Raw genomic sequence first — 18,386 nt, 5'->3', positions numbered from 1 at the left:
ACGCCTCCGGGCGCCCGATCGTTTCGCCGAACCGGCTGTCTCCTTCGTGGAGGCAGCCGGTTTTTTGTTGCGTGGCGGCGGCGCGGCGCTACGATGGAAACTCGAACGCATGACCAAGGAGCGGCATGGCAATTCGAATCGTACGGCTCGGCACGCCGCGCGCGGCCGGCGAGGGCCTGAGGATCGGCACGGTGCGGCGACCGCCGCGCGGCGTACCGAAGGCGGAATTCGCGTCGCGCAACTACTATGATGTATGGTTGCCGACGTTGTCGCCGAGCCCCGAGCTCGTCGCGCAGGCGCTGGCGGCCGAAACCGACGCCGAATGGCGCGCGTTCACGCGCCGCTTTCGCGCGGAGATGGCGCATGGCGACGCGCCGAAGGTGCTGGACCTGCTCGCCGCGCTGTCGGCGACGAGCGCGTTCTCGATCGGCTGCTACTGCGAGGACGAACGCCGCTGCCATCGTGGCGTGCTGCGCGAACTGCTGGCCGAGCGCGGTGCGGCAATCGACGCGGACGCGGGCTGAACGCCGCTCCACGCCATGCGAAGGGCGCCGCATCGTGCGGCGCAGCGAAGCCGTTGACGTGGGTCAAGCGTGCGGCCGTGCAGGCGGCTATGCTCATGTCATGGGATCGTCACGACGATGACAGGCGGACAGATGCAGATTGCCTTTCCACCGGAACCGCCCGAATATTGCGGACGCGATCTGGTCGTCGCATTTTCGGCGCTGGTCGATGGTCGCTGTGTGCAGTGCGCGATCACGGCCGAAGCGCTGGAAGATCATTTCGGCGCGCCGTCGCTGCTCGAGCGGGATCTGCTGGCTGCGTTCGAAGCGCATCGGTCGGCGATCGATGCGATGGCACGACGGATGCTCGAAGAAATCGGGGGACGGCCGGTGTTGCTGCATAGCGGTCATTTCCGGCTCGAGGAAGACTGATCCCGCAGGAGGGCGCATGACACTGCAAGGTACGATTCATGAACGCGACTGGTCGGTCGAAATCGAGACGCGACCGTGCGAATCCGGCGAGTTCCGCTGTCGTGTGTCCGTCGAGCATGGCACAGGGGCGGCGCGTTTTCATCACACGTTCGAACACAGTCACGCGTATCCGACCGAGCACGAGGCGGCGATCGAAGGGCTGCGGGCCGGGATGACGTGGATCGAAATGAAGGCGTCGCAGACATTCAGCGTATGAATTCTCTCGCGCCGGTGGTTGCGCGCAGGTGGGGCTGCCACGGGCAGTGAGCGCCGCGTCGGTCATCGCGCCGCGTACGGGACAGGGATACACAGTGACAGGTACGCGGTCGATGGGCACCGATCTCGTCAGGAGGCGCCCCATGGGCGTGGGCATGCAGATCGTCTGCGTCGGATTCACGGGGTACGCCGCACTCGAAGCCGAGGCGGGGGCGCAACTGGTGCGGCTCGAGCGATTCCGAGCACGGCTCGTCGATTGCCGGCTGACGATCGAGTCGCGCACGAGCGGCGATGGAGACCGGACCTACGACGTGCGGCTCGAACTGCTGATGCACGATCGCGCGCCGGCATCGCTGCCGTCGAGCACCGGCCACGACGTGAACGACACGCTGCGCCGCGCGTTCGCGCACGCCGAACAGGCGCTGTCCGCGTGGCACGCGGACGAATCCGAAGCCGCCGTCGCGTTACGTCAGGTCAAGACGGGCGCCGCCGCGCAATGATGCCAGCCGCACGCGCTCTATCCGTCAGACCTGAGCGAGCGCCTGCGCGTCGATGATCCGCACGCGCTTGCCGCGCGTTTCGACGAGCGACTCCCGATGGAACCGCGAGAACATCCGGCTCACCGTCTCGAGCTTCATGCCGAGATAGCAGCCGATTTCCTCGCGCGTCATCCGCAGGTTGAATTCCGATGCCGAATAACCGCGCGCCTCGAAGCGCGACGACAGGTTCAGCAGGAAATGCGCGACGCGCTGCTCGGCCGACATCGTGCCGAGCAGCAGCATCTGGCTCGATTCGCGGACGATCTCGCTGCTCAGCATCTGATAGAGAAAATGTTGCATCGATTTCATTTCGCGGCACGCCGCTTCGAGCGCGACGAACGGAATGATGCACACGACGCTGTCCTCGAGCGCGATCGCGTCGCAGCAGTGGTGGCCGGTGCCGATGCCGTCCATGCCGAGCGTTTCGCCGGCGATCTGGAAGCCGTTCACGTGCTCGCGGCCGTCGCGATGCATCATCACCGTCTTGAACGAGCCCGCGCGCACCGCATAGATGCTCTGGAACGGGTCGTCGGTGCGGAACAGCGAGTCGCCCTGGCGAACGTGGCGGGTCGAGCAGATGATCGCGTCGAGGCGGCCGTATTCATCGGCAGTCAGGTCGGGCGGCAGGCACATCGAGCGCATCGCGCACACTGAGCAGCGCGCGGCCGGATGTTTGGCGGTATCGGTGCGTGCGACCGCGTGAAGCGGCATCGGTGGCCGAGCCGCGGCGGGCGGGGCGGTGGCGAAGGCGGTAGACATGAATCACTCCGGCTCGATCAGGGTTGGTGCGCGCGAGCGTGCACCAGGGATTCGATGACGCGGCATGCGGCGTCGAATTCGGCGGTCTTGTCGAAGAAATAATCGGCTCCCGCCGCTGCGCATGCCTCTCTGAATGCAAGCGCCGAGTGGTTCGTCAGCACGATCGTGACGACGGGCGGCGCGGCCTTCGACAGCATCCCGATCAACTCGAGACCGCCGCCGTCCGCGAGCCGCAGGTCGACGATCACGACGTCCGCGCGGCTGCTGCGGATGTGTGTCCACGCGTCCTGGCCGTCTTCTGCTTCGCCGACGACCACGACGCCGCCGATCGCGCCGACGAGCAGCGCGATGCGTTGCCGCACGGCGACGGCGTGATCGACGAGGAACACCCTGAGCGCGACGGCGGGTGACAGGCTGGCATTCATGCCCGCAGTATCGTGTTGCGCCGCCGAAAATGAAATCGGCCGAATTGGAAGTTTGTGTAGGCCGGTTCGACGCGTTGTAGGGCGATTCCTACAAGCGTGGGCGAAAGCGGCGGCGACGCGGGGGGCGGGCCGCCGGCGGGCGTGGGCGATTGTCGGCCGCTGCCGTCGTTGCTGCCGCGGCCGTCGAATCAGCCGCCCCGACGCGCGTCCAGCGCATCGCGTGCCGTGCGGCACGCGGCCAGATCCCATGCGGCACAGCCGACGGTCTTGAACAGCAGCGGTCCGCTCCGCTCGAATGCGCCGCGCAGGACGTCGGCGAGCGACGCGACCCGTTGCCAGTCGACCTGCGCGACGATCAGGTCGCCGGCCTCGTGGCGCGCGCCGGCCGGGTCGTCGACGACCAGCCGGCTGTGGCGCACGGTGTCGGCGTCGATCTCGGCGGCGTCCGCGGTGAACGCGCCGACGCCGACCACGAGGCGGCCTTCGCGCGCCGCTTCGCGATAGACGGGCGTACGGCTCGTCGTCAGCGTGACCACGACATCGATCGCATCGGGAATCGCGTCGCCGTCGAGCGGCGCGAGCTGCGGTGCCTGCGCGCAGTGCGCGGCGCAGAACGCGGCCGCGCTGTCGGCGCGCGAGCCGCGCACATGCAGGCGCGCGTCCGGAAAGATCGCCGCCAGCGCTTCCGCGTGATTGGCCGCCTGCTTGCCGGTGCCGATCAGCAGGATGTCGCGCGGCGCGGCGCCGTGCAGCGCCTGGATGCCGAGCGCAGTGATGGCCGCCGTGCGGCGCCCGGTGACGGTCGGGCCGTCGAGCACGAAGCGCATCTCGCCCGTCGTCGCGTCGTACGCGCTCACCTGGCCGAGGATCGTCGGCAGCCCGCGCGCGGCGTTGCCGGGGCACACGTTCACGAGCTTGTGGCTCGCGAGGTCGCGCGCGCTCGACGGCATCGACAGCATCACGCCGCCTCCCTGCAGCGGCACGACGAGCCGTTCGGGGCTGACGATCTCGCCGGCCGCGTATTCGGCGACGGTGTGCGTGAGCGTGGCGAGCAGCGCCGGGTAGTCGAGCAGCGCGGCCGTTTCGGCGGCATCGAAAGCGGGAATCCGGGAGAGGGCGGTCATCGTGTCGGTCGGTTGGATCGGTGAGCGTGGACGACGGGCGCAACGCGCGCTCGCCACGAAAGCTGCCGGAAATCGCGACGGCAGGCGGTCTGGATCAAATCTATACCAGTTGATGGCCGCCCTGCAATCCGTAAAATCAGGCAGATGACTGATTTTGGTTCTAATATCCGTCCAGATGGGCCTTCGCACGTGCCGGCCCGCTGCGCTGCGGTATCGTGCGCACCATTCCCGAACCACGCCCCCGACCTGGCAGGAGCCCCAGATGATGTCCGCGCGTCCCGAATCCCTTGAAGCCGGTTTCCGGCCGCTGCAGATCTACGAGCAGGTCGCCGAGAAGATCCGCGACGAGATCCGCGCGGGGCGCTATCCGGCCGATTCGAGGCTGCCGTCCGAGCGCGAGCTCGCGGCGCTGTTCCAGGTCGGCCGGCCGGCGGTGCGCGAGGCGCTCGGCGCGTTGCAGAACGAAGGGCTGGTGTTCACGAAGCGCAATTCGGGCACCTACGTCGTGCCGGCGCCGCTCGACGTGCTCGCGCAGCGCGGCGACACGCGCAGTGCGCCGGATGCGGACTTCAGCCCGACGTCGACGCTCGACGTGCGGCTCATCCTCGAGCCCGCGATCGCGCGCCTCGCGGCCGCGCATGGTCGAGCCGATCCGATCGCCGAAGGCTATCTCGCGCAGATGGAAACCATCACCGATGTCGACGATCCGCGGCAGCGCGCGCTGTGGAACGAGAGCGATCGGCTGTTCCACCGGCAGCTCGCGCTAATGACCGGCGACGCGCTGATCGTGAAGATCGCCGACGAAGTCGCGAAGACGATGGACCAGCCGCTGTGGAAACGGCTGAAGGACGACGGCATCTACGACGCGGGCCGGATCCGGCTCTACGTGTCCGAGCACCGGCTGATCTACGAGGCGATCGTGTCCGGCGACGCCGACGCGGCCGCATTCTATGTCGAGCAGCACATTCTCCGCGTGCGGCGCGACATCACGCCGAAGTAACGCACGGCGCGGCATTCTGGTCTGAAATATGACCAGAATCGTAAATAGTATTTTGAAATTGCTTGCGTCGTGACCATGCGTGTCCTACATTGGTTTCACACAAAACCAATCAGGAGACGCCATGCGATACCTCATTACCGCGCTCTCGGTGGCCGTTGCCGCCGGCGCGCTGACTTCCGCGCACGCGCAGGAAGTCGTGACGATCGGCCACTCGGCGCCGCTGACCGGCCCGCAGGCCGCAAACGGCAAGGACAATGAAAACGGCGCGCGCCTCGCCGTCGACGAGCTCAACAAGGCGGGTGTGAAAGTGGCCGGCAAGACGGTCACGTTCAAGCTGGTGTCCGACGACGACCAGGCCGACCCGAAGGCGGGCGTGCAGGTCGCGCAGAGCCTGGTCGACAAGGGCGTCGTCGCGGTGCTCGGCCCGTACAACTCGGGCGTCGCGATTCCCGCGTCGCGCGTGTACTCCAATGCCGGCGTGCCGATGCTGCCGGTCGCGTCGAACCCGGCGCTCACGCGCCAGGGCTTCAAGAACATCTTCCGGATCGGCGCGAGCGACGAGCAGCTCGGCGGCACGATGGCGACCTTCGCCGCGAAGACGCTGAACGCGAAGACCGCCGTGGTCATCGACGATCGCACCGCGTACGGGCAGGGTGTCGCCGAGCAGTTCGCGAACGTCGCGAAGGCCAACGGGATCAAGATCGTCGATCAGGAGTACACGAGCTCGTCGGCGACCGATTTCCTCGGCATTCTCACCAAGATCAAGGCCAGCAATCCCGACGTGATCTTCTTCGGCGGCTATGCGGCGCAGGGCGCGCCGATGGCGAAGCAGATGAAGCAGCGCGGCTTGCGCGCGAAGCTGCTCGGCGGCGACGGCATCTGCTCCGCCGACATGGGCAAGGTCGCGGGCGAGGCCGCGTCGATCGTCTATTGCGCGCAGGGCGGCGTCGCGCTCGAGAAAACCTCGGCCGGCCGCGCATTCCTGAAGAAGTATCACGACACCTATCACACGGAGACGCAGGTCTACGGCGTCAACTACTACGACGGCATGAAGCTGCTCGCCGACGCGATGGTCAAGGCCGGCACGACCACCGACAAGGCGAAGCTGATCGCGCAACTGGCGAAATCCAACTACGCGGGTGTCGCGGGCACCTATTCGTTCGACGAACACGGCGACCTGAAGGGCGCGCCGACCACCGTCTACGTGATCCGCAACGGGCTGCCCGAACCGTACGCGAAGTAATCGCCCCCGGACGGCGCCGCGGCGCCGTCCTTCGTCCTCCCGCTTTCGATCCTCATGAAAATTTCCCGATCCCTTTCCACCGTCGAAGTCCATACCGGCGGCGAAGCCTTTCGCATCGTCACGAGCGGGCTGCCGCGCCTGCCCGGCGACACGATCGTCCAGCGCCGCGCGTGGCTCAAGGAGAACGCCGACGAAATCCGCCGTGCGCTGATGTTCGAGCCGCGCGGCCACGCCGACATGTACGGCGGCTACCTGACCGAGCCGGTGTCGCCGAACGCGGATTTCGGCGTGATCTTCCTGCACAACGAGGGCTACAGCGACCATTGCGGGCACGGCGTGATCGCGCTGTCGACCGCCGCGGTCGAACTTGGCTGGGTGCAGCGCACGGTGCCGGAGACGCGCGTCGGCATCGATGCGCCGTGCGGCTTCATCGAGGCGTTCGTGCAATGGGACGGCGAGCACGCGGGGCCTGTGCGCTTCGTCAACGTGCCGTCGTTCATCTGGCGGCGCGACGTGTCGGTCGACACGCCGTCGTTCGGCACCGTGACCGGCGACATCGCGTACGGCGGCGCGTTCTATTTCTACGTCGACGGTGCGCCGTTCGACCTGCCGGTGCGCGAAGCGGCGGTGGAGAAGCTGATCCGCTTCGGCGCCGAAGTGAAGGCCGCCGCGAACGCGAAGTATCCGGTCGTGCATCCGGAGATTCCGGAAATCAACCATATCTACGGCACGATCATCGCGAATGCGCCGCGCCATCCGGGCTCGACGCAGGCGAACTGCTGCGTGTTCGCGGATCGCGAGGTCGACCGCTCGCCGACCGGCTCCGGCACCGGCGGACGTGTCGCGCAGCTGTACCACCGCGGCCTGCTCGCGGCCGGCGACACGCTCGTCAACGAGTCGATCGTCGGCACGGTGTTCAAGGGGCGCGTGCTGCGCGAGACGATGGTCGGCGACATCCCCGCCGTGATCCCGGAAGTGGAGGGCAGCGCGCACATCTGCGGTTTCGCGAACTGGATCGTCGACGAACGCGATCCGCTGACCTACGGTTTCCTCGTGCGCTGAACGCCGGCGCACGGCATCGGGTTGTACCAGGCTTGGCGCGCGGTTCCCTTGCGGGGCGCGCGCTTTTTTTGTCGTGAAACCGCGCCATCGGATGCCATTTGCACGGGCCCGGGTCGGCCGCCGGCCGGTGGGCCGCGCGAGTTTTGGTACGATGCTGCCTTTCCAGCCGATCCCCCACCCGCGTGAATCGCCGAAACGTGTCGTCAGTGCGTGATCTCTGTGCCAAATGGGTCGCGCGCGCCCAACCCGTCGCGGCCGCTGCCGCCGTGCCCGTCAAGCGTGTGCTGGCCACCGCCTGGCGCCGTCTCCGTCATCCGACGCGCCGCGGCGTGCTGCTCGCGGCCGCCGCCGTGCCGGTGCTGTTCCTGCTGTACGTGCTGGCGCTGATTCCGTTCACGCCCGGCATCGGCGACATCCGCAAAGCACGCGTCGACCAGCCCGCGCAGGTGCTGTCCGCCGATGGCAAGCTGCTGGCGGAATTCAAGCCGTCGAACCGCGAATGGGTGCCGCTCAAGCAGATTTCGCCGCACATGGTCGATGCGCTGATCGCGACCGAGGACCACCGCTTCTACGAGCACCACGGCCTCGACTGGAAGCGCACGGCGTCGGCCGCGCTCCATACGTTCTCCGGCAACCGCCAGGGCGGCTCGACGATCACGCAGCAGCTCGCGCGCAACCTGTATCCGGACGAGATCGGCCGCGCGCCGACGCTCACGCGCAAGGTGAAGGAGGCGATCACCGCGCTGAAGATCGAGGCCATCTACAGCAAGCCGCAGATCCTCGAGACCTACCTGAACACGGTGCCGTTCCTGTACAACGCGTACGGCGTCGAGATGGCCGCGCGCACCTATTTCGACAAGTCGGCCGACCAGCTCGACGTGCTCGACAGCGCGACGCTTGTCGGGATGCTGAAGGGCAACAGCTACTACAACCCGGTGCTGAACCCGGAGCGCGCGCTGCAGCGGCGCAATACGGTGCTCGGCCAGATGGTGAAGTACGGCAAGCTGTCGCCGGCGCAGTTCGCGCAATTGCAGCGCCGGCCGCTGCGCGTCGATTTCGAGCGCCAGAAGGAGCCGCCGGGGCCCGCGCCGCATTTCGCGCAGCAGTTGCGCAAATGGCTGATCGGCTGGGCCGACCGCAACGACTACAACATCTACTCGGACGGGCTGATCGTGCGCACCACGATCGATGCGCGGCTGCAGCAGATGGCGACCCAGGCGCTGACGCAGCAGGCGAACCAGCTGCAGGGGATCGCGAATAACGCATGGAGCGGCCGCGACGGCTGCGGCACCGACAACGAGGTGTTCCGCACTTTCATGCGCGAATCGCCTGAGTACAAGGCCGCGCAGGACGCCGGCAAGGACGATGCGGCCGCGATGAAGCAGCTCGCCGCCGACCGAGGCTTCATGCGCGCGCTGTGCAAGGCGAAGACCGACGTGCAGGCCGGCTTCGTCGCGATCGATCCGCGCGACGGGCAGATCCGCGCATGGGTTGGCAGCCGCGACTTCACGAACGAGCCGTTCGATCACGTGTCGCAGGCACGGCGCCAGCCGGGTTCGACCTTCAAGCCGTTCGTCTATGGCGCCGCGTTCGCGAACGGGATGAAGCCGGAGGACACGTTCGTCGACCAGGCAATCGAAATTCCGCTGAAGGGCGGCGAGATCTGGCGGCCGAACGACGACGCGCCGCCCACCGGCAAGCCGATGACGCTGCGCGACGCGGTCGCGCTGTCGCGCAACCGGATCACCGCGCAGGTGATGGAGAAGGTCGGTCCGGCGGCCGTCGCGCGGCTCGCGCGCGACATGGGCGTGCGCGAGAGTCCGCTCGAGCGTGTGCCGTCGCTTGCGCTCGGCACGAGCCCCGTGACGCTGAAGGAGATGGTCGCGTCGTACGCGACGATCGCGAACGGCGGGCTGTACGTCGAGCCGCAAATGGTCACGCGCATCGAGACCCGCCAGGGCGACGTGCTCGCCGAATACGCGCCGGCGCCGCCCGAGCGCGCGCTCGACGCCGAAACCGACAAGACGCTGCTCGACGTGATGCGCGACGTCGTGACGCGCGGCACCGGCGGCAGCATCCGCACGCGCTTCGGGATTCGCGGCGACGTGGCCGGCAAGACCGGCACCACGCAGGACAACGCGGACGGCTGGTTCATCCTGATGCAGCCCGGGCTGGTCGCAGGCGCGTGGGTCGGCTTCGACGACGGCCGCGTGACGCTGCGCAGCGACTACTGGGGGCAAGGCGCGCACAGCGCGCTGCCGATCGTCGGCGACTTCTTCCAGCGCGCGCAGCGCGCCCGGATCGTCGACACGAAGCTGAAATTCGACACCGAGCCGTCGCCCGGCTGGTTCGCGTCGGCGCGCGAACGGGTGACGGACCTGTTCGACGTGTGGTTCGGGCCGGAGTCGAAGCAGGCGCCGGCGACCGTGAGGACGCAGCGTATCGAGCGTCAGCCCGACGAGGACACAGACGAGGCGTCGGCCGCGTCCGCCGCGTCGGCGCCCGGGCCGGCATCGGGCGGCATCGTCGAGGAATGGATTCCGGCGTCGGAGGTGGCGGCGTCGGCCGCCGCGTTGTCGGCGGGCGCGTCGCAATCGCAGCCCGTGCAGCCGCCGCCGGCGGTGGGAGGCAGCGCGGCGAGTTCCGGCAATACCGGTGGCGGCGGCCTCGGCTCCGCACCGGCCACGGCGCCTTCCACCGTGCCGGCACCTTCACCGGCTTCGGCCCCGGCACCGGCGCCCGCTTCACCCGACGCGACCAGCGGTTCGGAGTAACGAGCCGTTCAGATTTCGCGCGATGCTGCCGTAATCACGTTGTCACGACAGCTCGCGCGGCCGCTCCGCGCCATTCCGATGCCGCTCATCACCGATTACGTCGCGCTCGCGCGCGATGACGTCGCCGCCGGCGTCCCGCTCGGCTTCGATCTCTACGATGCGGGCGGCGCCGCGCTGCTGCCCGCCGGCGCCACGCTGCGCGATCCCGCGCAGCATGACTTCCTGTTCGATCACTTCCGGCCCGTTCGCAGGCGCGATGACGCAGGACCCGCTACGTCCGACGGCGACACCGTGCCGGCGGCCGCGCACATGGGACTGTCGGCCGGCGCCGCGATCGGCATCCGCCGGCGCGTCGGTGCGGCCCGCGTGCTGCAACGCTGCCGGTTGATCGGGGTCGGCGCGTCGGGCGTGCTGTTCGTCGAACCGCGACCGTCGGCGGTGTTCGATTTTGCCCGCGGCGACGACGTCGAGGCGGTCGCGATCGGCCGCTCGGCGGTGTCGCGCTTCGGGGCGACGGTCGAGGCGGTGCAGACGGTAGGCGGCGCGCCGTTCATGGTGCTGTCGCCGCCGGGCTTCGTGGACCGGTTGCGCACGCGCGTCGAGCCGCGCGTGCCGGTACGGATCGCGGCCTGCTGCACCGGCGGGGCGGCACAGGCCGACGGCATCGGCATCGTTCACGATCTGAGCCTGAACGGATTGTCGATCGCGGTTGACCGGCCGCTCGCCGCCGCCGGCGAGCCGTTGCGCGTGCAGCTGCCGTACATGGACGGAGACCGTATCGCGTTGCTGGCGCTCGACGCCACGGTGCGCGCGGTGCACGCGGAGCCCGCGACACCGGGCTGGACGCTTCATCACGCTGCGTTCAGCGAAATCGCCGCGGCCGACCGCATCCGCCTGAAGGCGTTGCTGTTCGACCTGTCGGTGGAAAGCACGGAGGCCGATCAGGTCCGCTGACGTGCGGCCGCCGTTTCTCACCGGGCCACCGTCGTCCATGGTCGACGGGACGCGGCCAGCCACAGCGCGCCCCCGTGTAATTGGGTGCGGATGTGACGTTAATCCTCTGATGATTCGACCGAATGCGCGGAAATTGTACGGAATTCGGTCAACAGTGAATTCGCGATTTAAGTATTTACCCTGATAGCCGAGCCGCCTAGACTTTCACTCATGCGCAACGACTACCGAGTCCGAAGCGCCTGACAAAACAATCTGGAGGTAACGCATCATGAAATCGCTGATCAAGGCAGTTGCACTGGCCGCACTGGTGGCCGCACCGATCGTGTCGTTCGCCCAATCGAACCAGCAGCCGCTGACGCGCGCGCAAGTGCGTGCCGAGCTGGTCCAGCTCGAGAAGGCCGGCTACAACCCGAACGACTGGATGAACTATCCGGAAAACATCCAGGCCGCACAGGCAAAGATCGCAGCAGCCCAGAACACCGGCGCGCAGGCTGACGCAACGGGCTACGGCTCGAACCCGGTCGCGACGTCGCAGTCGGGCCAGCGCGTGACGGTGCCGGCCGCGGCTGACCGTTCGTCGGTGTACTTCGGTCACTAAGCCATTCGCTGCGCGGCCTGCGGGCCGCTGGCGACGCCGTATCGAAAGGCCCGCACTCATGTCGAGTGCGGGCTTTTTTGCGTCCGCCGCACGCGTGGCGCCGGCTGACAATCCGCCGCGCGTGCGCTAGCATCGCGGTCGGCCTCGCCACGCCGCGGCAGCCGTGGCGGATGGCGTGGCGCCGGCTTGTCCGCGATGCCGCGCGCCGAGGCGCGGCGGCAAGCCCGGCACGAGGTTCCACCAATCAACGAAAACAAACAGGAGCATCCATGCGTGTCTTGACCGGTCTGCTGTGCGCGCTCGCGCTGACGGCGAACCTTGCCCATGCACAGGCGAATTGTGCGGAAACGACGGATCAGGCGGCGATGACGGCGTGTGCCGATCGCGCGTACAAGAAATCCGACGCAGAGCTGAATCGCACTTACCAGGCCGTCACCGCGCGCCTGCGCGATGCGAAGCCGCTCGCCGAGAAACTCGTGAGTGCGCAGCGCACGTGGATTGCCTACCGCGATGCCGAATGCAACTTCTCCAGTGCGAACGCCGAAGGCGGCAGCGCATATTCGATGGTCGTGTCGACCTGCCTCGACGATCTGACGAAGATCCGCAACGAGACGCTGAAGGGGTATCTGTCCTGCGAGGAAGGCGATCTCGCGTGCCCGGTGCCGGCGAAGTAACAGCCGCGGCGCCCGGCCGGCCGCGAGGCTCGCACGGCCCGCGGCCGCCGCAAGCCCGTGATTAGCGTGAACAAGCGCTAGACATCGTCCGTTTCGTCGAGCAGCTTGTGCCGCATCGCATAGCGGACCAGCGCCGCTTCGTGCGGCATCTGCATCTTTTCCAGGATCCGGGTCTTGTAGGTGCTGACCGTCTTCGCGCTCACGCACAGCGCCTGCGCGATCTCGGTCAGCGTCTGTCCGGCGGCGATCCGGCGGAACACGTCGAACTCGCGGTCGGACAACCGCTGGTGCGGCAGCGTCTCGGCCGGCTCGTTCAGGCTCTGCGCGAACTGCTCGGCCATCGCGAGGCTCACGTAGACGCCGCCTGACGCAACCTTCGTCACCGCGCCGACCAGTTCGGCGCTCGCGCTTTCCTTGGTCAGATAGCCCGATGCACCGGCGCGGAACGCGCGTACCGCGTATTGCTGTTCCGCGTGCATGGTCAGCACGAGCACGCGCAGCGCGGGCTTCTCGTCCTTGATCTGCTTGATCAGCTCGACGCCGTTGCGGCCCGGCATCGACAGGTCGAGCACCAGCACCTGCGCGGGCGTCGAACGAACCAGCGCAATCGTCGACGGGCCGTCGCACGCTTCGCCGGCCACCTCGAATCCGGTGGCGTTCTGGAGGATGTGCCGCAGACCGTCGCGCACGAGCGTATGGTCGTCGGCGATGAGCACCTTGATCATGTGAGGGTGGTTTCCTGTTGAACTGTGCCGAGCGGGAAGGCGACGGTGATCGAGAAGCCGCGCGCGAGCGCGGTGTCGATCGTCACGTTGCCGCCCAGCATGTGTGCGCGTTCGCGAATGCCGATCAGCCCGAACGATTTGTCCTCGTGGGCGCTGCCGCCCGGTGCCGCGCCGCGGCCGTTGTCCGCGACCCGCAGTACGCAGAAGCCTTCCTCGATGTCGAGCCGCAGCGCGACGCGTGTCGCATCCGCGTGGCGCGCGACGTTCGTCAGCGCTTCCTGGACGATCCGGAACAGCGTGGTCGCCCCCGCGCTGGTGAACGTGAGCCCGCCCGTTTCGATGTGGCGTTCGACGTCGATGCCGTAGCGGTTCGTGAAGTCGTTCGCCAGCCACTCGATCGCGGGCACGAGGCCGAGATCGTCGAGCATCACCGGACGCAGGTCGGCTGCGATGCGCCGCACCGACGCCACGGTTGCATCGATCAGACGGCGCATGCCCTGCAGGTGCGACAGCACGTCGTCGTTGGGTTGCGCACGGCCCGGCGCGCGCAGTTGCTGCTCGATCACCGACAGATCCATCTTCAGCGCGGTCAGTTGCTGGCCGAGATCGTCGTGCAGCTCGCGCGCGATGCGGGTCTTTTCCTCTTCGCGTACGTTCTGCAGGTTCGCCGAGAGTTCGCGCAATTCCTCGCGCGACTGCTTCAGCGCATTCTCCGCGCGCTGCCGCTCGGTGATGTCGCGCAGCATTACCGTATAGAGCTTGCCCGACGCATCGCGGATCTGCGAAATCGACGCCTCGATCGGGAATTCTTCGCCGTTGCCGCGCAGCCCGAACAGCACGCGCTGGCGGCCCATTTGCCGCTCGGACACACCGGTCACGCCGAACTGGTCGACGTGCTTCGCATGCGCGGCGCGAAACCGCTCGGGGATGAAGCGCGACAGCGGCGCGCCGATCGCCTCCATCGCCGACACGCCGAATACCTGTTCGGCCATCGGATTGAAGATCACGACCGTCTGCTTCTCGTCGATCGTGATGATCGCTTCCATCGACGAGCGGATGATGCCCATCATCCGCGCCTCGTTGAGGATGCCGCGGCTGCTGGCGCCGGTATCGGCCGTCCCGGCGCGGCCGCGCAGCAGTGCATGGATCAGTGCCGCGAACGCGAACGACGCGATCAACCCGGCGGCGAGCACCGTGCCCGCCGCGCGCTGCGCGCCGGTCGCGCTCGGGCGGCCGTCCGCAGAATAGGCGAGCGTCAGCACGGTGCCGCCGAAATTCAGTTGGTCGGTGCGGCGCATCAGGTCGGGCGACGTGGAGGCCTCGTCGGTCGTCGTCTCCGCGCTCGCGATCGGATGCGGATCGTCGCCGACGCTCATCCGCAGGTCGAGCCCGCGTTCCGCGTCGAGCGCGCGCTCCACCACGCGATTCGGGCTGAGTTCCGCGAACAGCACGCCGCCGGCACCCGTGTCATGGGCACTGGCTGGCGTGACGGGCGTGCGCGATGAAGGCGTCGCCGGCACGAACAGCATCAGGATGCGGGTATCGCGGGACGTATCGTCGTCGGCCGGGTGGATGCCGAGCGCGACATTGCCGGTGCGCAGCGCGCGTGCCAGCGGTGCCTGATCCGGTGCGCCGAAGCGCGCGCCGGCCGCGCTCGACAGCGGCGCGCTGAGTGTCGCGACCGCGAACGGGCCGGCCGGCAGCGGCGCGTCGCCGGCGAGCGCGCTGCGTGTCGCGGGCGACAGCGGCGCATAGCCGAGCTGCCGGACCGGCGAACGGCCGCTGTCGAGCTCGAGCGTGTCGGCATACCGGCGCCATTGCTCGGGGGTCATCTGCGGCGCGAGCAGGAACGCGCCGCGCGCGCTTTCGAGCACGGCGGCACCGGTCTGCAACTCGTGGCGCAGCATCGCCGTCACGTGCGACGTGCGGCGTTCGAAGCGCGTATGCACGGCGCCTTGCCACTGCTCGCGCACCAGCAGCGCGACGCCGAGCGACAGCGCCGCGCCGGCGAACAGTGCAGCGACGCCAGCCACGAGCGGCTGGCGTAACATGGTCGGAAGGCGCGTGGGCCCTCGGGCGTCACGCGACGGGGTGCCACTGGCGGTCATTCGATTGGCCATTCTGGTGTCGGGGCCGCCCGTGGCGCTCGGGCGGTGCGGCAAAACCGGCGAAAACTCGCACCGGCCGCGTGCGACGTTTGATTTAAAGCTGAAATTGTGCGCGTTTTATGGTTTTTTTGTAATAGGGTCAGCTAAAAACGTGCTAGTCGGGCGTGCGGCGGGCGTTCCGGCGGCGATTGACGCGCGTCAACGGGCGCGTCGGCATGTGGGGGCAGACTGTTCGGCAGACGAGCCGGCATCGGGCCGGCTCGCGATGACGGGCGTGTCGTTGCGCGATGCGCGGCGCGTGCCCGGTCGGAGGGCGGACCATGTACAAGCGGATTTTCGTCGGGCTCGACGGCGGCCCAAGCGCGCGTCTCGCGCTGAACGAGGCGATCCGGATCGCGCTGGCATCCGGCGGCGAGGTGACGTGCGCGTATGTCGTCGAGCATCGGCCGCAGCTCGTCGACGTCGATGCGGGTTTTGCGGCCGAACGCGACCGCGACGCGGCGGCAACCGCCGCGGCGACGCCCGTGCTCGACGACGCGCGAGCGGTGCTCGCGCAGCAGCATGTGCCGGGCACCGTGCGCGCGCTCGATGCGTACGGCGAGGACGTCGCCGCGGTGCTGATGCGCACGGCGGCCGAGGTCGGTGCCGATCTGATCGTGATGGGGACGAGTGGGCGGCACGGATTGCGCCGGTTGCTGCTCGGGAGTGTCGCGGAATCGCTGCTGCGCTCGGCCGACCGGCCGGTGCTGCTGGTGCGGCACGACGAGCCGGCCGCGGTGGCAACCGCGCGATGACTGTGGTGGGGCGCTGAGGCGTTCATGTGCTCATGTGCTCATGTGGTCAGGCGGTCAGGCGGTCAGGCGGTCAGGTGCGAGCGGCAAAGGGCGGCCGGGCGGATGGCAGCGTGACGGCGTGACCGCGTTGTCGGTCGCGCGTCCGGTACATCGGTCAGCGGGCCGCGCCTGCGCGGCCATGCAAGGGCGTGATCGCATCGCCCCGGTTGCATCGTGACGGGCACTTCTGGCAGCATCGACCGGGGTCCGCTTCATCGTCGCGCGCGTTTCACGCGCGATCCCGTCGCCGCGTGCATGGCCGCGGCGACCGACGCAGCGGCACGCGACGGTGCGGGAGATTGCATGTGCGATCGGCCGCGCGGTGCGTCGCGTGTCCGGTTTCCTACCTTACCGACGTCATCCGCCATGCCGATTTCCGCCGCCGACCTGATTCACCAGTTCGATCTTCAGCCGCATCCCGAGGGCGGCTATTTCCGCGAAACCTACCGCGCGGCCGATACCGTCGTGCGTCCTGCCGACGGCGCACCGCGCGCGGCGTCGACCGCGATCTACTACCTGTTGTGCGACGGCGCGTATTCGTCGTGGCATCGGATCCGTTCCGACGAGGTCTGGCATTTCTACGCGTGCGATCCGCTCGAAGTGTGGGTGCTCGACGAGCACGACGGGCTGACGATCCATCGGCTCGGCAACCCGCTCACGCATCCGGGCACCGTGTTCCAGGCCGTCGTGCCGGCCGGACGCTGGTTCGGCGCACGCTGCGCGTCGCCGGAGCACGTCGCGCTCGTGGGCTGCACGGTCGCGCCGGGGTTCGAGTTCGCGGAATTCGAGCTCGCGGATGCGACCGCACTGGCCGCCGCGTTTCCCGAATACGCGGAATACGTCGCGGGGCTCGCGCAGCGCCCCGACGCGTGAGCGTGAGGGCTGCCGCAGACGACAGCCGTTCCGCGCGGTCCCGACCAAACCCGTTTAGAATGCAACGTGGTGCAGGATCGGCCGCGGACCTGCCGCGGCGGTCGCTGCCAGCCGTATCGACGGCCGCCTCCGTCGCACGGTCCGCATGTCTTCCAGGAGCGCCCCCGTGTGGCACTTTCCCATTGCAATTCCCTCGTCGCTCGGCCCGTGGGCCGTGTTCGCGAGCGTACTCATCACGCAGCTCGGCGTGCCGGTACCGGCCGTGCCGATGCTGATTCTCGGCGGTACGATGGCGGCGATGGGGCAGGCGTCCTGGACGAGCATGTTCGTGGCGGCGATCGGTGCGACGATGCTTGCCGATTCGCTGTGGTTCTTCATGGGCCGCACGCGCGGGCGGCGCTTGCTGAACGGGCTCGTGCGCTTCTCGCTGTCGCTCGATACGACGCTGCGCTTCGCGCGTAATGTATTCGAAAGATACGGCGCGCCGCTCCTCGTCATCTCCAAATTCCTGCCGGGCCTGGGCCTCGTGTCGGCGCCGCTGCTCGGCACGACCGCGATCGGTGTCGGCGTGTTCCTGTTCTGGGACTTGGCCGGCGCGTCATTGTGGGCCGCGGTCTGGCTTGTCGGCGGCGCGGCCGTGCATGACCAGATCGTCCAGTTCGTGCTGTGGGTGCGCGCGAGCGGCGGTACGATCCTCGATGCGTTTCTCGCGATCTTCATCACGTTCGTGCTGTACCGCTGGGTGCGCCGCGTGCAATTCCGCCGCTACCTCGCGCAGTTGCGCATCTCGCCGCCGCAACTCGTCGAGATGATGACGTCGAACGAACCGCCGCTGATCTTCGATGCGCGGCCGCGCGCGATTCGCGAACGGGAGCCGTACCGGATCGCCGGTGCGCTGCCGGTCGATCTCGATTCGCCGGACCTGCTCGATCCGGAGCTGCTGAAGCGGCCGATCGTCGTGTATTGCGTGTGCCCGAACGAAGCGACCGCGAAGCGTCTGATCGCGAAGATGCAGCGCAAGAAGATGCTCCACAACATCAGGGCGCTGAAGGGCGGGCTTGATGCGTGGGAGAAGCACGGTTACCCGGTCGAGCCGATGCCGGCCGATGCCGATGCGTCGCGGTATTTCGTGCGACCGGCTCATGCCGCGCCGCTCGAGGGCGAATATACGGTGCGGGCGACGCTGTCGAAGTGAATCGTGCGCGCAATGCCGCGCACGTTCCGATTCCGCCGCCGGTTTAGCGCTTCTCGTTCGCGCGAAACTCGGTTGGCGCGAAACCTCTGATCCCGTAAGCGAACCAGCGAAAATCCGCCGCGCTGCGCGCGGTACATGCGCACGCAACGCGTCTCGGCCCGCACGCGCATTGATCCCGATCATGCACGCCCCGGCAGGACGTCATATCCTGTCGGAATCGTTTGTCCGCGCTTCGCGTGGCCATCCACCGATCCCGCGCCACGCCGGCCTTCCGCCCGCCGCGTGCCGCTGCCGCGCGAAGCTTCGGTCG

General features: G+C 68.2%; 19 protein-coding genes. 14 read left to right on the top strand and 5 right to left on the bottom strand.

All coding sequences use genetic code 11. The annotated features are described in order from the left end of the window. The first annotated feature begins 125 nt into the window (after positions 1-125). The 4 genes from ABIC50_RS24725 (at position 126) to ABIC50_RS24710 (ending at position 1,690) form a co-directional block, all read left to right on the top strand. On the top strand, positions 126-524 hold the full coding sequence (locus ABIC50_RS24725) for a DUF488 domain-containing protein (RefSeq protein ID WP_011658771.1): 399 nt from the start codon (positions 126-128) through the stop codon (positions 522-524). Positions 525-641: 117 nt separating this feature from the next. Next, entirely contained in the window at positions 642-935 is a 294-nt protein-coding gene (locus ABIC50_RS24720; protein ID WP_126225373.1) for a DUF1488 family protein, read from the top strand. 16 nt (positions 936-951) lie between these two features. Further along, entirely contained in the window at positions 952-1,191 is a 240-nt protein-coding gene (locus ABIC50_RS24715) for a hypothetical protein (protein WP_006752669.1), read from the top strand. Positions 1,192-1,333: 142 nt separating this feature from the next. Continuing rightward, a complete protein-coding gene (locus ABIC50_RS24710) occupies positions 1,334-1,690 on the top strand; it encodes a metal ABC transporter ATPase (RefSeq protein WP_354167449.1) in 357 nt (118 codons plus the stop codon). A 24-nt stretch (positions 1,691-1,714) separates the two neighbouring features. On the opposite strand, the gene ABIC50_RS24705 is transcribed toward ABIC50_RS24710, so the two are convergent. The 3 genes from ABIC50_RS24705 to lhpI all read right to left on the bottom strand — a co-directional run bounded on the left by ABIC50_RS24705 (position 1,715) and on the right by lhpI (position 4,037). Continuing rightward, positions 1,715-2,488 (bottom strand): helix-turn-helix domain-containing protein, encoded by a 774-nt coding sequence (locus ABIC50_RS24705; protein WP_354167447.1) that lies wholly within the window; start codon positions 2,486-2,488, stop codon positions 1,715-1,717. Positions 2,489-2,505: 17 nt separating this feature from the next. Further along, on the bottom strand, positions 2,506-2,913 hold the full coding sequence (locus tag ABIC50_RS24700) for a response regulator (protein ID WP_006752672.1): 408 nt from the start codon (positions 2,911-2,913) through the stop codon (positions 2,506-2,508). Between the two features lie 188 nt (positions 2,914-3,101). Continuing rightward, positions 3,102-4,037 (bottom strand): bifunctional Delta(1)-pyrroline-2-carboxylate/Delta(1)-piperideine-2-carboxylate reductase, encoded by a 936-nt coding sequence (gene lhpI, locus ABIC50_RS24695; protein ID WP_354167444.1) that lies wholly within the window; start codon positions 4,035-4,037, stop codon positions 3,102-3,104. A gap of 262 nt (positions 4,038-4,299) precedes the next feature. On the opposite strand from lhpI, the gene ABIC50_RS24690 reads away from it, so the two are divergent. From ABIC50_RS24690 to ABIC50_RS24660, 7 genes are all read left to right on the top strand, one after another. Beyond that, positions 4,300-5,037, top strand: a complete 738-nt coding sequence (locus ABIC50_RS24690; RefSeq protein WP_006755371.1) for a FadR/GntR family transcriptional regulator — start codon at positions 4,300-4,302, stop codon at positions 5,035-5,037. Positions 5,038-5,158: 121 nt separating this feature from the next. Next, the gene (locus tag ABIC50_RS24685; protein ID WP_105831018.1) at positions 5,159-6,280 is read left to right on the top strand and encodes a branched-chain amino acid ABC transporter substrate-binding protein; all 1,122 of its coding nucleotides are present in this window, start codon (positions 5,159-5,161) and stop codon (positions 6,278-6,280) included. Positions 6,281-6,334: 54 nt separating this feature from the next. After that, the gene (gene lhpH / locus ABIC50_RS24680; protein ID WP_354167441.1) at positions 6,335-7,342 is read left to right on the top strand and encodes a trans-3-hydroxy-L-proline dehydratase; all 1,008 of its coding nucleotides are present in this window, start codon (positions 6,335-6,337) and stop codon (positions 7,340-7,342) included. Positions 7,343-7,548: 206 nt separating this feature from the next. After that, positions 7,549-10,116: a penicillin-binding protein 1A gene (locus tag ABIC50_RS24675; protein WP_471685736.1), complete on the top strand. Its 2,568-nt coding sequence runs from the start codon at positions 7,549-7,551 to the stop codon at positions 10,114-10,116. A gap of 78 nt (positions 10,117-10,194) precedes the next feature. Next, entirely contained in the window at positions 10,195-11,070 is an 876-nt protein-coding gene (locus ABIC50_RS24670) for a PilZ domain-containing protein (RefSeq protein ID WP_354167436.1), read from the top strand. A gap of 268 nt (positions 11,071-11,338) precedes the next feature. Then, positions 11,339-11,668, top strand: a complete 330-nt coding sequence (locus tag ABIC50_RS24665) for a DUF4148 domain-containing protein (RefSeq protein ID WP_011658781.1) — start codon at positions 11,339-11,341, stop codon at positions 11,666-11,668. Positions 11,669-11,937: 269 nt separating this feature from the next. Next, positions 11,938-12,342 carry a lysozyme inhibitor LprI family protein gene (locus ABIC50_RS24660; RefSeq protein WP_126225380.1) on the top strand — a complete coding sequence of 135 codons (405 nt, stop codon included), beginning with the start codon at positions 11,938-11,940 and terminating at the stop codon, positions 12,340-12,342. Positions 12,343-12,419: 77 nt separating this feature from the next. Here the strand turns inward: ABIC50_RS24660 and ABIC50_RS24655 are convergent, their stop codons facing one another. Both ABIC50_RS24655 and ABIC50_RS24650 read right to left on the bottom strand, forming a co-directional pair. Next, entirely contained in the window at positions 12,420-13,067 is a 648-nt protein-coding gene (locus tag ABIC50_RS24655) for a response regulator (RefSeq protein WP_006755659.1), read from the bottom strand. After that, positions 13,064-15,175, bottom strand: a complete 2,112-nt coding sequence (locus ABIC50_RS24650; protein WP_354167434.1) for a PAS domain S-box protein — start codon at positions 15,173-15,175, stop codon at positions 13,064-13,066. The genes ABIC50_RS24655 and ABIC50_RS24650 overlap by 4 nt, the downstream gene beginning before the upstream one ends. A gap of 320 nt (positions 15,176-15,495) precedes the next feature. Between ABIC50_RS24650 and ABIC50_RS24645 the strand changes: the two genes are divergently transcribed. The 3 genes from ABIC50_RS24645 to ABIC50_RS24635 all read left to right on the top strand — a co-directional run bounded on the left by ABIC50_RS24645 (position 15,496) and on the right by ABIC50_RS24635 (position 18,076). After that, positions 15,496-15,969, top strand: a complete 474-nt coding sequence (locus tag ABIC50_RS24645) for a universal stress protein (RefSeq protein ID WP_011658784.1) — start codon at positions 15,496-15,498, stop codon at positions 15,967-15,969. A gap of 405 nt (positions 15,970-16,374) precedes the next feature. Next, positions 16,375-16,881 carry a cupin domain-containing protein gene (locus ABIC50_RS24640; protein WP_354167431.1) on the top strand — a complete coding sequence of 169 codons (507 nt, stop codon included), beginning with the start codon at positions 16,375-16,377 and terminating at the stop codon, positions 16,879-16,881. A 166-nt stretch (positions 16,882-17,047) separates the two neighbouring features. Beyond that, the gene (locus tag ABIC50_RS24635; RefSeq protein ID WP_126225383.1) at positions 17,048-18,076 is read left to right on the top strand and encodes a DedA family protein/thiosulfate sulfurtransferase GlpE; all 1,029 of its coding nucleotides are present in this window, start codon (positions 17,048-17,050) and stop codon (positions 18,074-18,076) included. Positions 18,077-18,386 lie beyond the last annotated feature (310 nt).

It is taken from the genome of Burkholderia sp. 567, assembly GCF_040545115.1.
Classification (GTDB): Bacteria; Pseudomonadota; Gammaproteobacteria; order Burkholderiales; family Burkholderiaceae; genus Burkholderia; species Burkholderia ambifaria.
The sequence above is the reverse complement of the archived record's forward strand: the minus strand, read 5'-3'. Positions and strand labels throughout refer to the sequence as shown.

Coding starts and splice junctions, on each gene's coding strand:
- ABIC50_RS24660 (WP_126225380.1), top strand. CDS start 11,938: ATGCGTGTCTTGACCGGTCTGCTGTGCGCGCTCGCGCTGACGGCGAAC.
- ABIC50_RS24655 (WP_006755659.1), bottom strand. CDS start 13,067: ATGATCAAGGTGCTCATCGCCGACGACCATACGCTCGTGCGCGACGGT.
- ABIC50_RS24685 (WP_105831018.1), top strand. CDS start 5,159: ATGCGATACCTCATTACCGCGCTCTCGGTGGCCGTTGCCGCCGGCGCG.
- ABIC50_RS24670 (WP_354167436.1), top strand. CDS start 10,195: ATGCCGCTCATCACCGATTACGTCGCGCTCGCGCGCGATGACGTCGCC.
- ABIC50_RS24710 (WP_354167449.1), top strand. CDS start 1,334: ATGGGCGTGGGCATGCAGATCGTCTGCGTCGGATTCACGGGGTACGCC.
- ABIC50_RS24690 (WP_006755371.1), top strand. CDS start 4,300: ATGATGTCCGCGCGTCCCGAATCCCTTGAAGCCGGTTTCCGGCCGCTG.
- lhpH (WP_354167441.1), top strand. CDS start 6,335: ATGAAAATTTCCCGATCCCTTTCCACCGTCGAAGTCCATACCGGCGGC.
- ABIC50_RS24650 (WP_354167434.1), bottom strand. CDS start 15,175: ATGACCGCCAGTGGCACCCCGTCGCGTGACGCCCGAGGGCCCACGCGC.
- ABIC50_RS24700 (WP_006752672.1), bottom strand. CDS start 2,913: ATGAATGCCAGCCTGTCACCCGCCGTCGCGCTCAGGGTGTTCCTCGTC.
- ABIC50_RS24725 (WP_011658771.1), top strand. CDS start 126: ATGGCAATTCGAATCGTACGGCTCGGCACGCCGCGCGCGGCCGGCGAG.
- ABIC50_RS24720 (WP_126225373.1), top strand. CDS start 642: ATGACAGGCGGACAGATGCAGATTGCCTTTCCACCGGAACCGCCCGAA.
- ABIC50_RS24705 (WP_354167447.1), bottom strand. CDS start 2,488: ATGTCTACCGCCTTCGCCACCGCCCCGCCCGCCGCGGCTCGGCCACCG.
- ABIC50_RS24715 (WP_006752669.1), top strand. CDS start 952: ATGACACTGCAAGGTACGATTCATGAACGCGACTGGTCGGTCGAAATC.
- ABIC50_RS24640 (WP_354167431.1), top strand. CDS start 16,375: ATGCCGATTTCCGCCGCCGACCTGATTCACCAGTTCGATCTTCAGCCG.
- lhpI (WP_354167444.1), bottom strand. CDS start 4,037: ATGACCGCCCTCTCCCGGATTCCCGCTTTCGATGCCGCCGAAACGGCC.
- ABIC50_RS24665 (WP_011658781.1), top strand. CDS start 11,339: ATGAAATCGCTGATCAAGGCAGTTGCACTGGCCGCACTGGTGGCCGCA.
- ABIC50_RS24645 (WP_011658784.1), top strand. CDS start 15,496: ATGTACAAGCGGATTTTCGTCGGGCTCGACGGCGGCCCAAGCGCGCGT.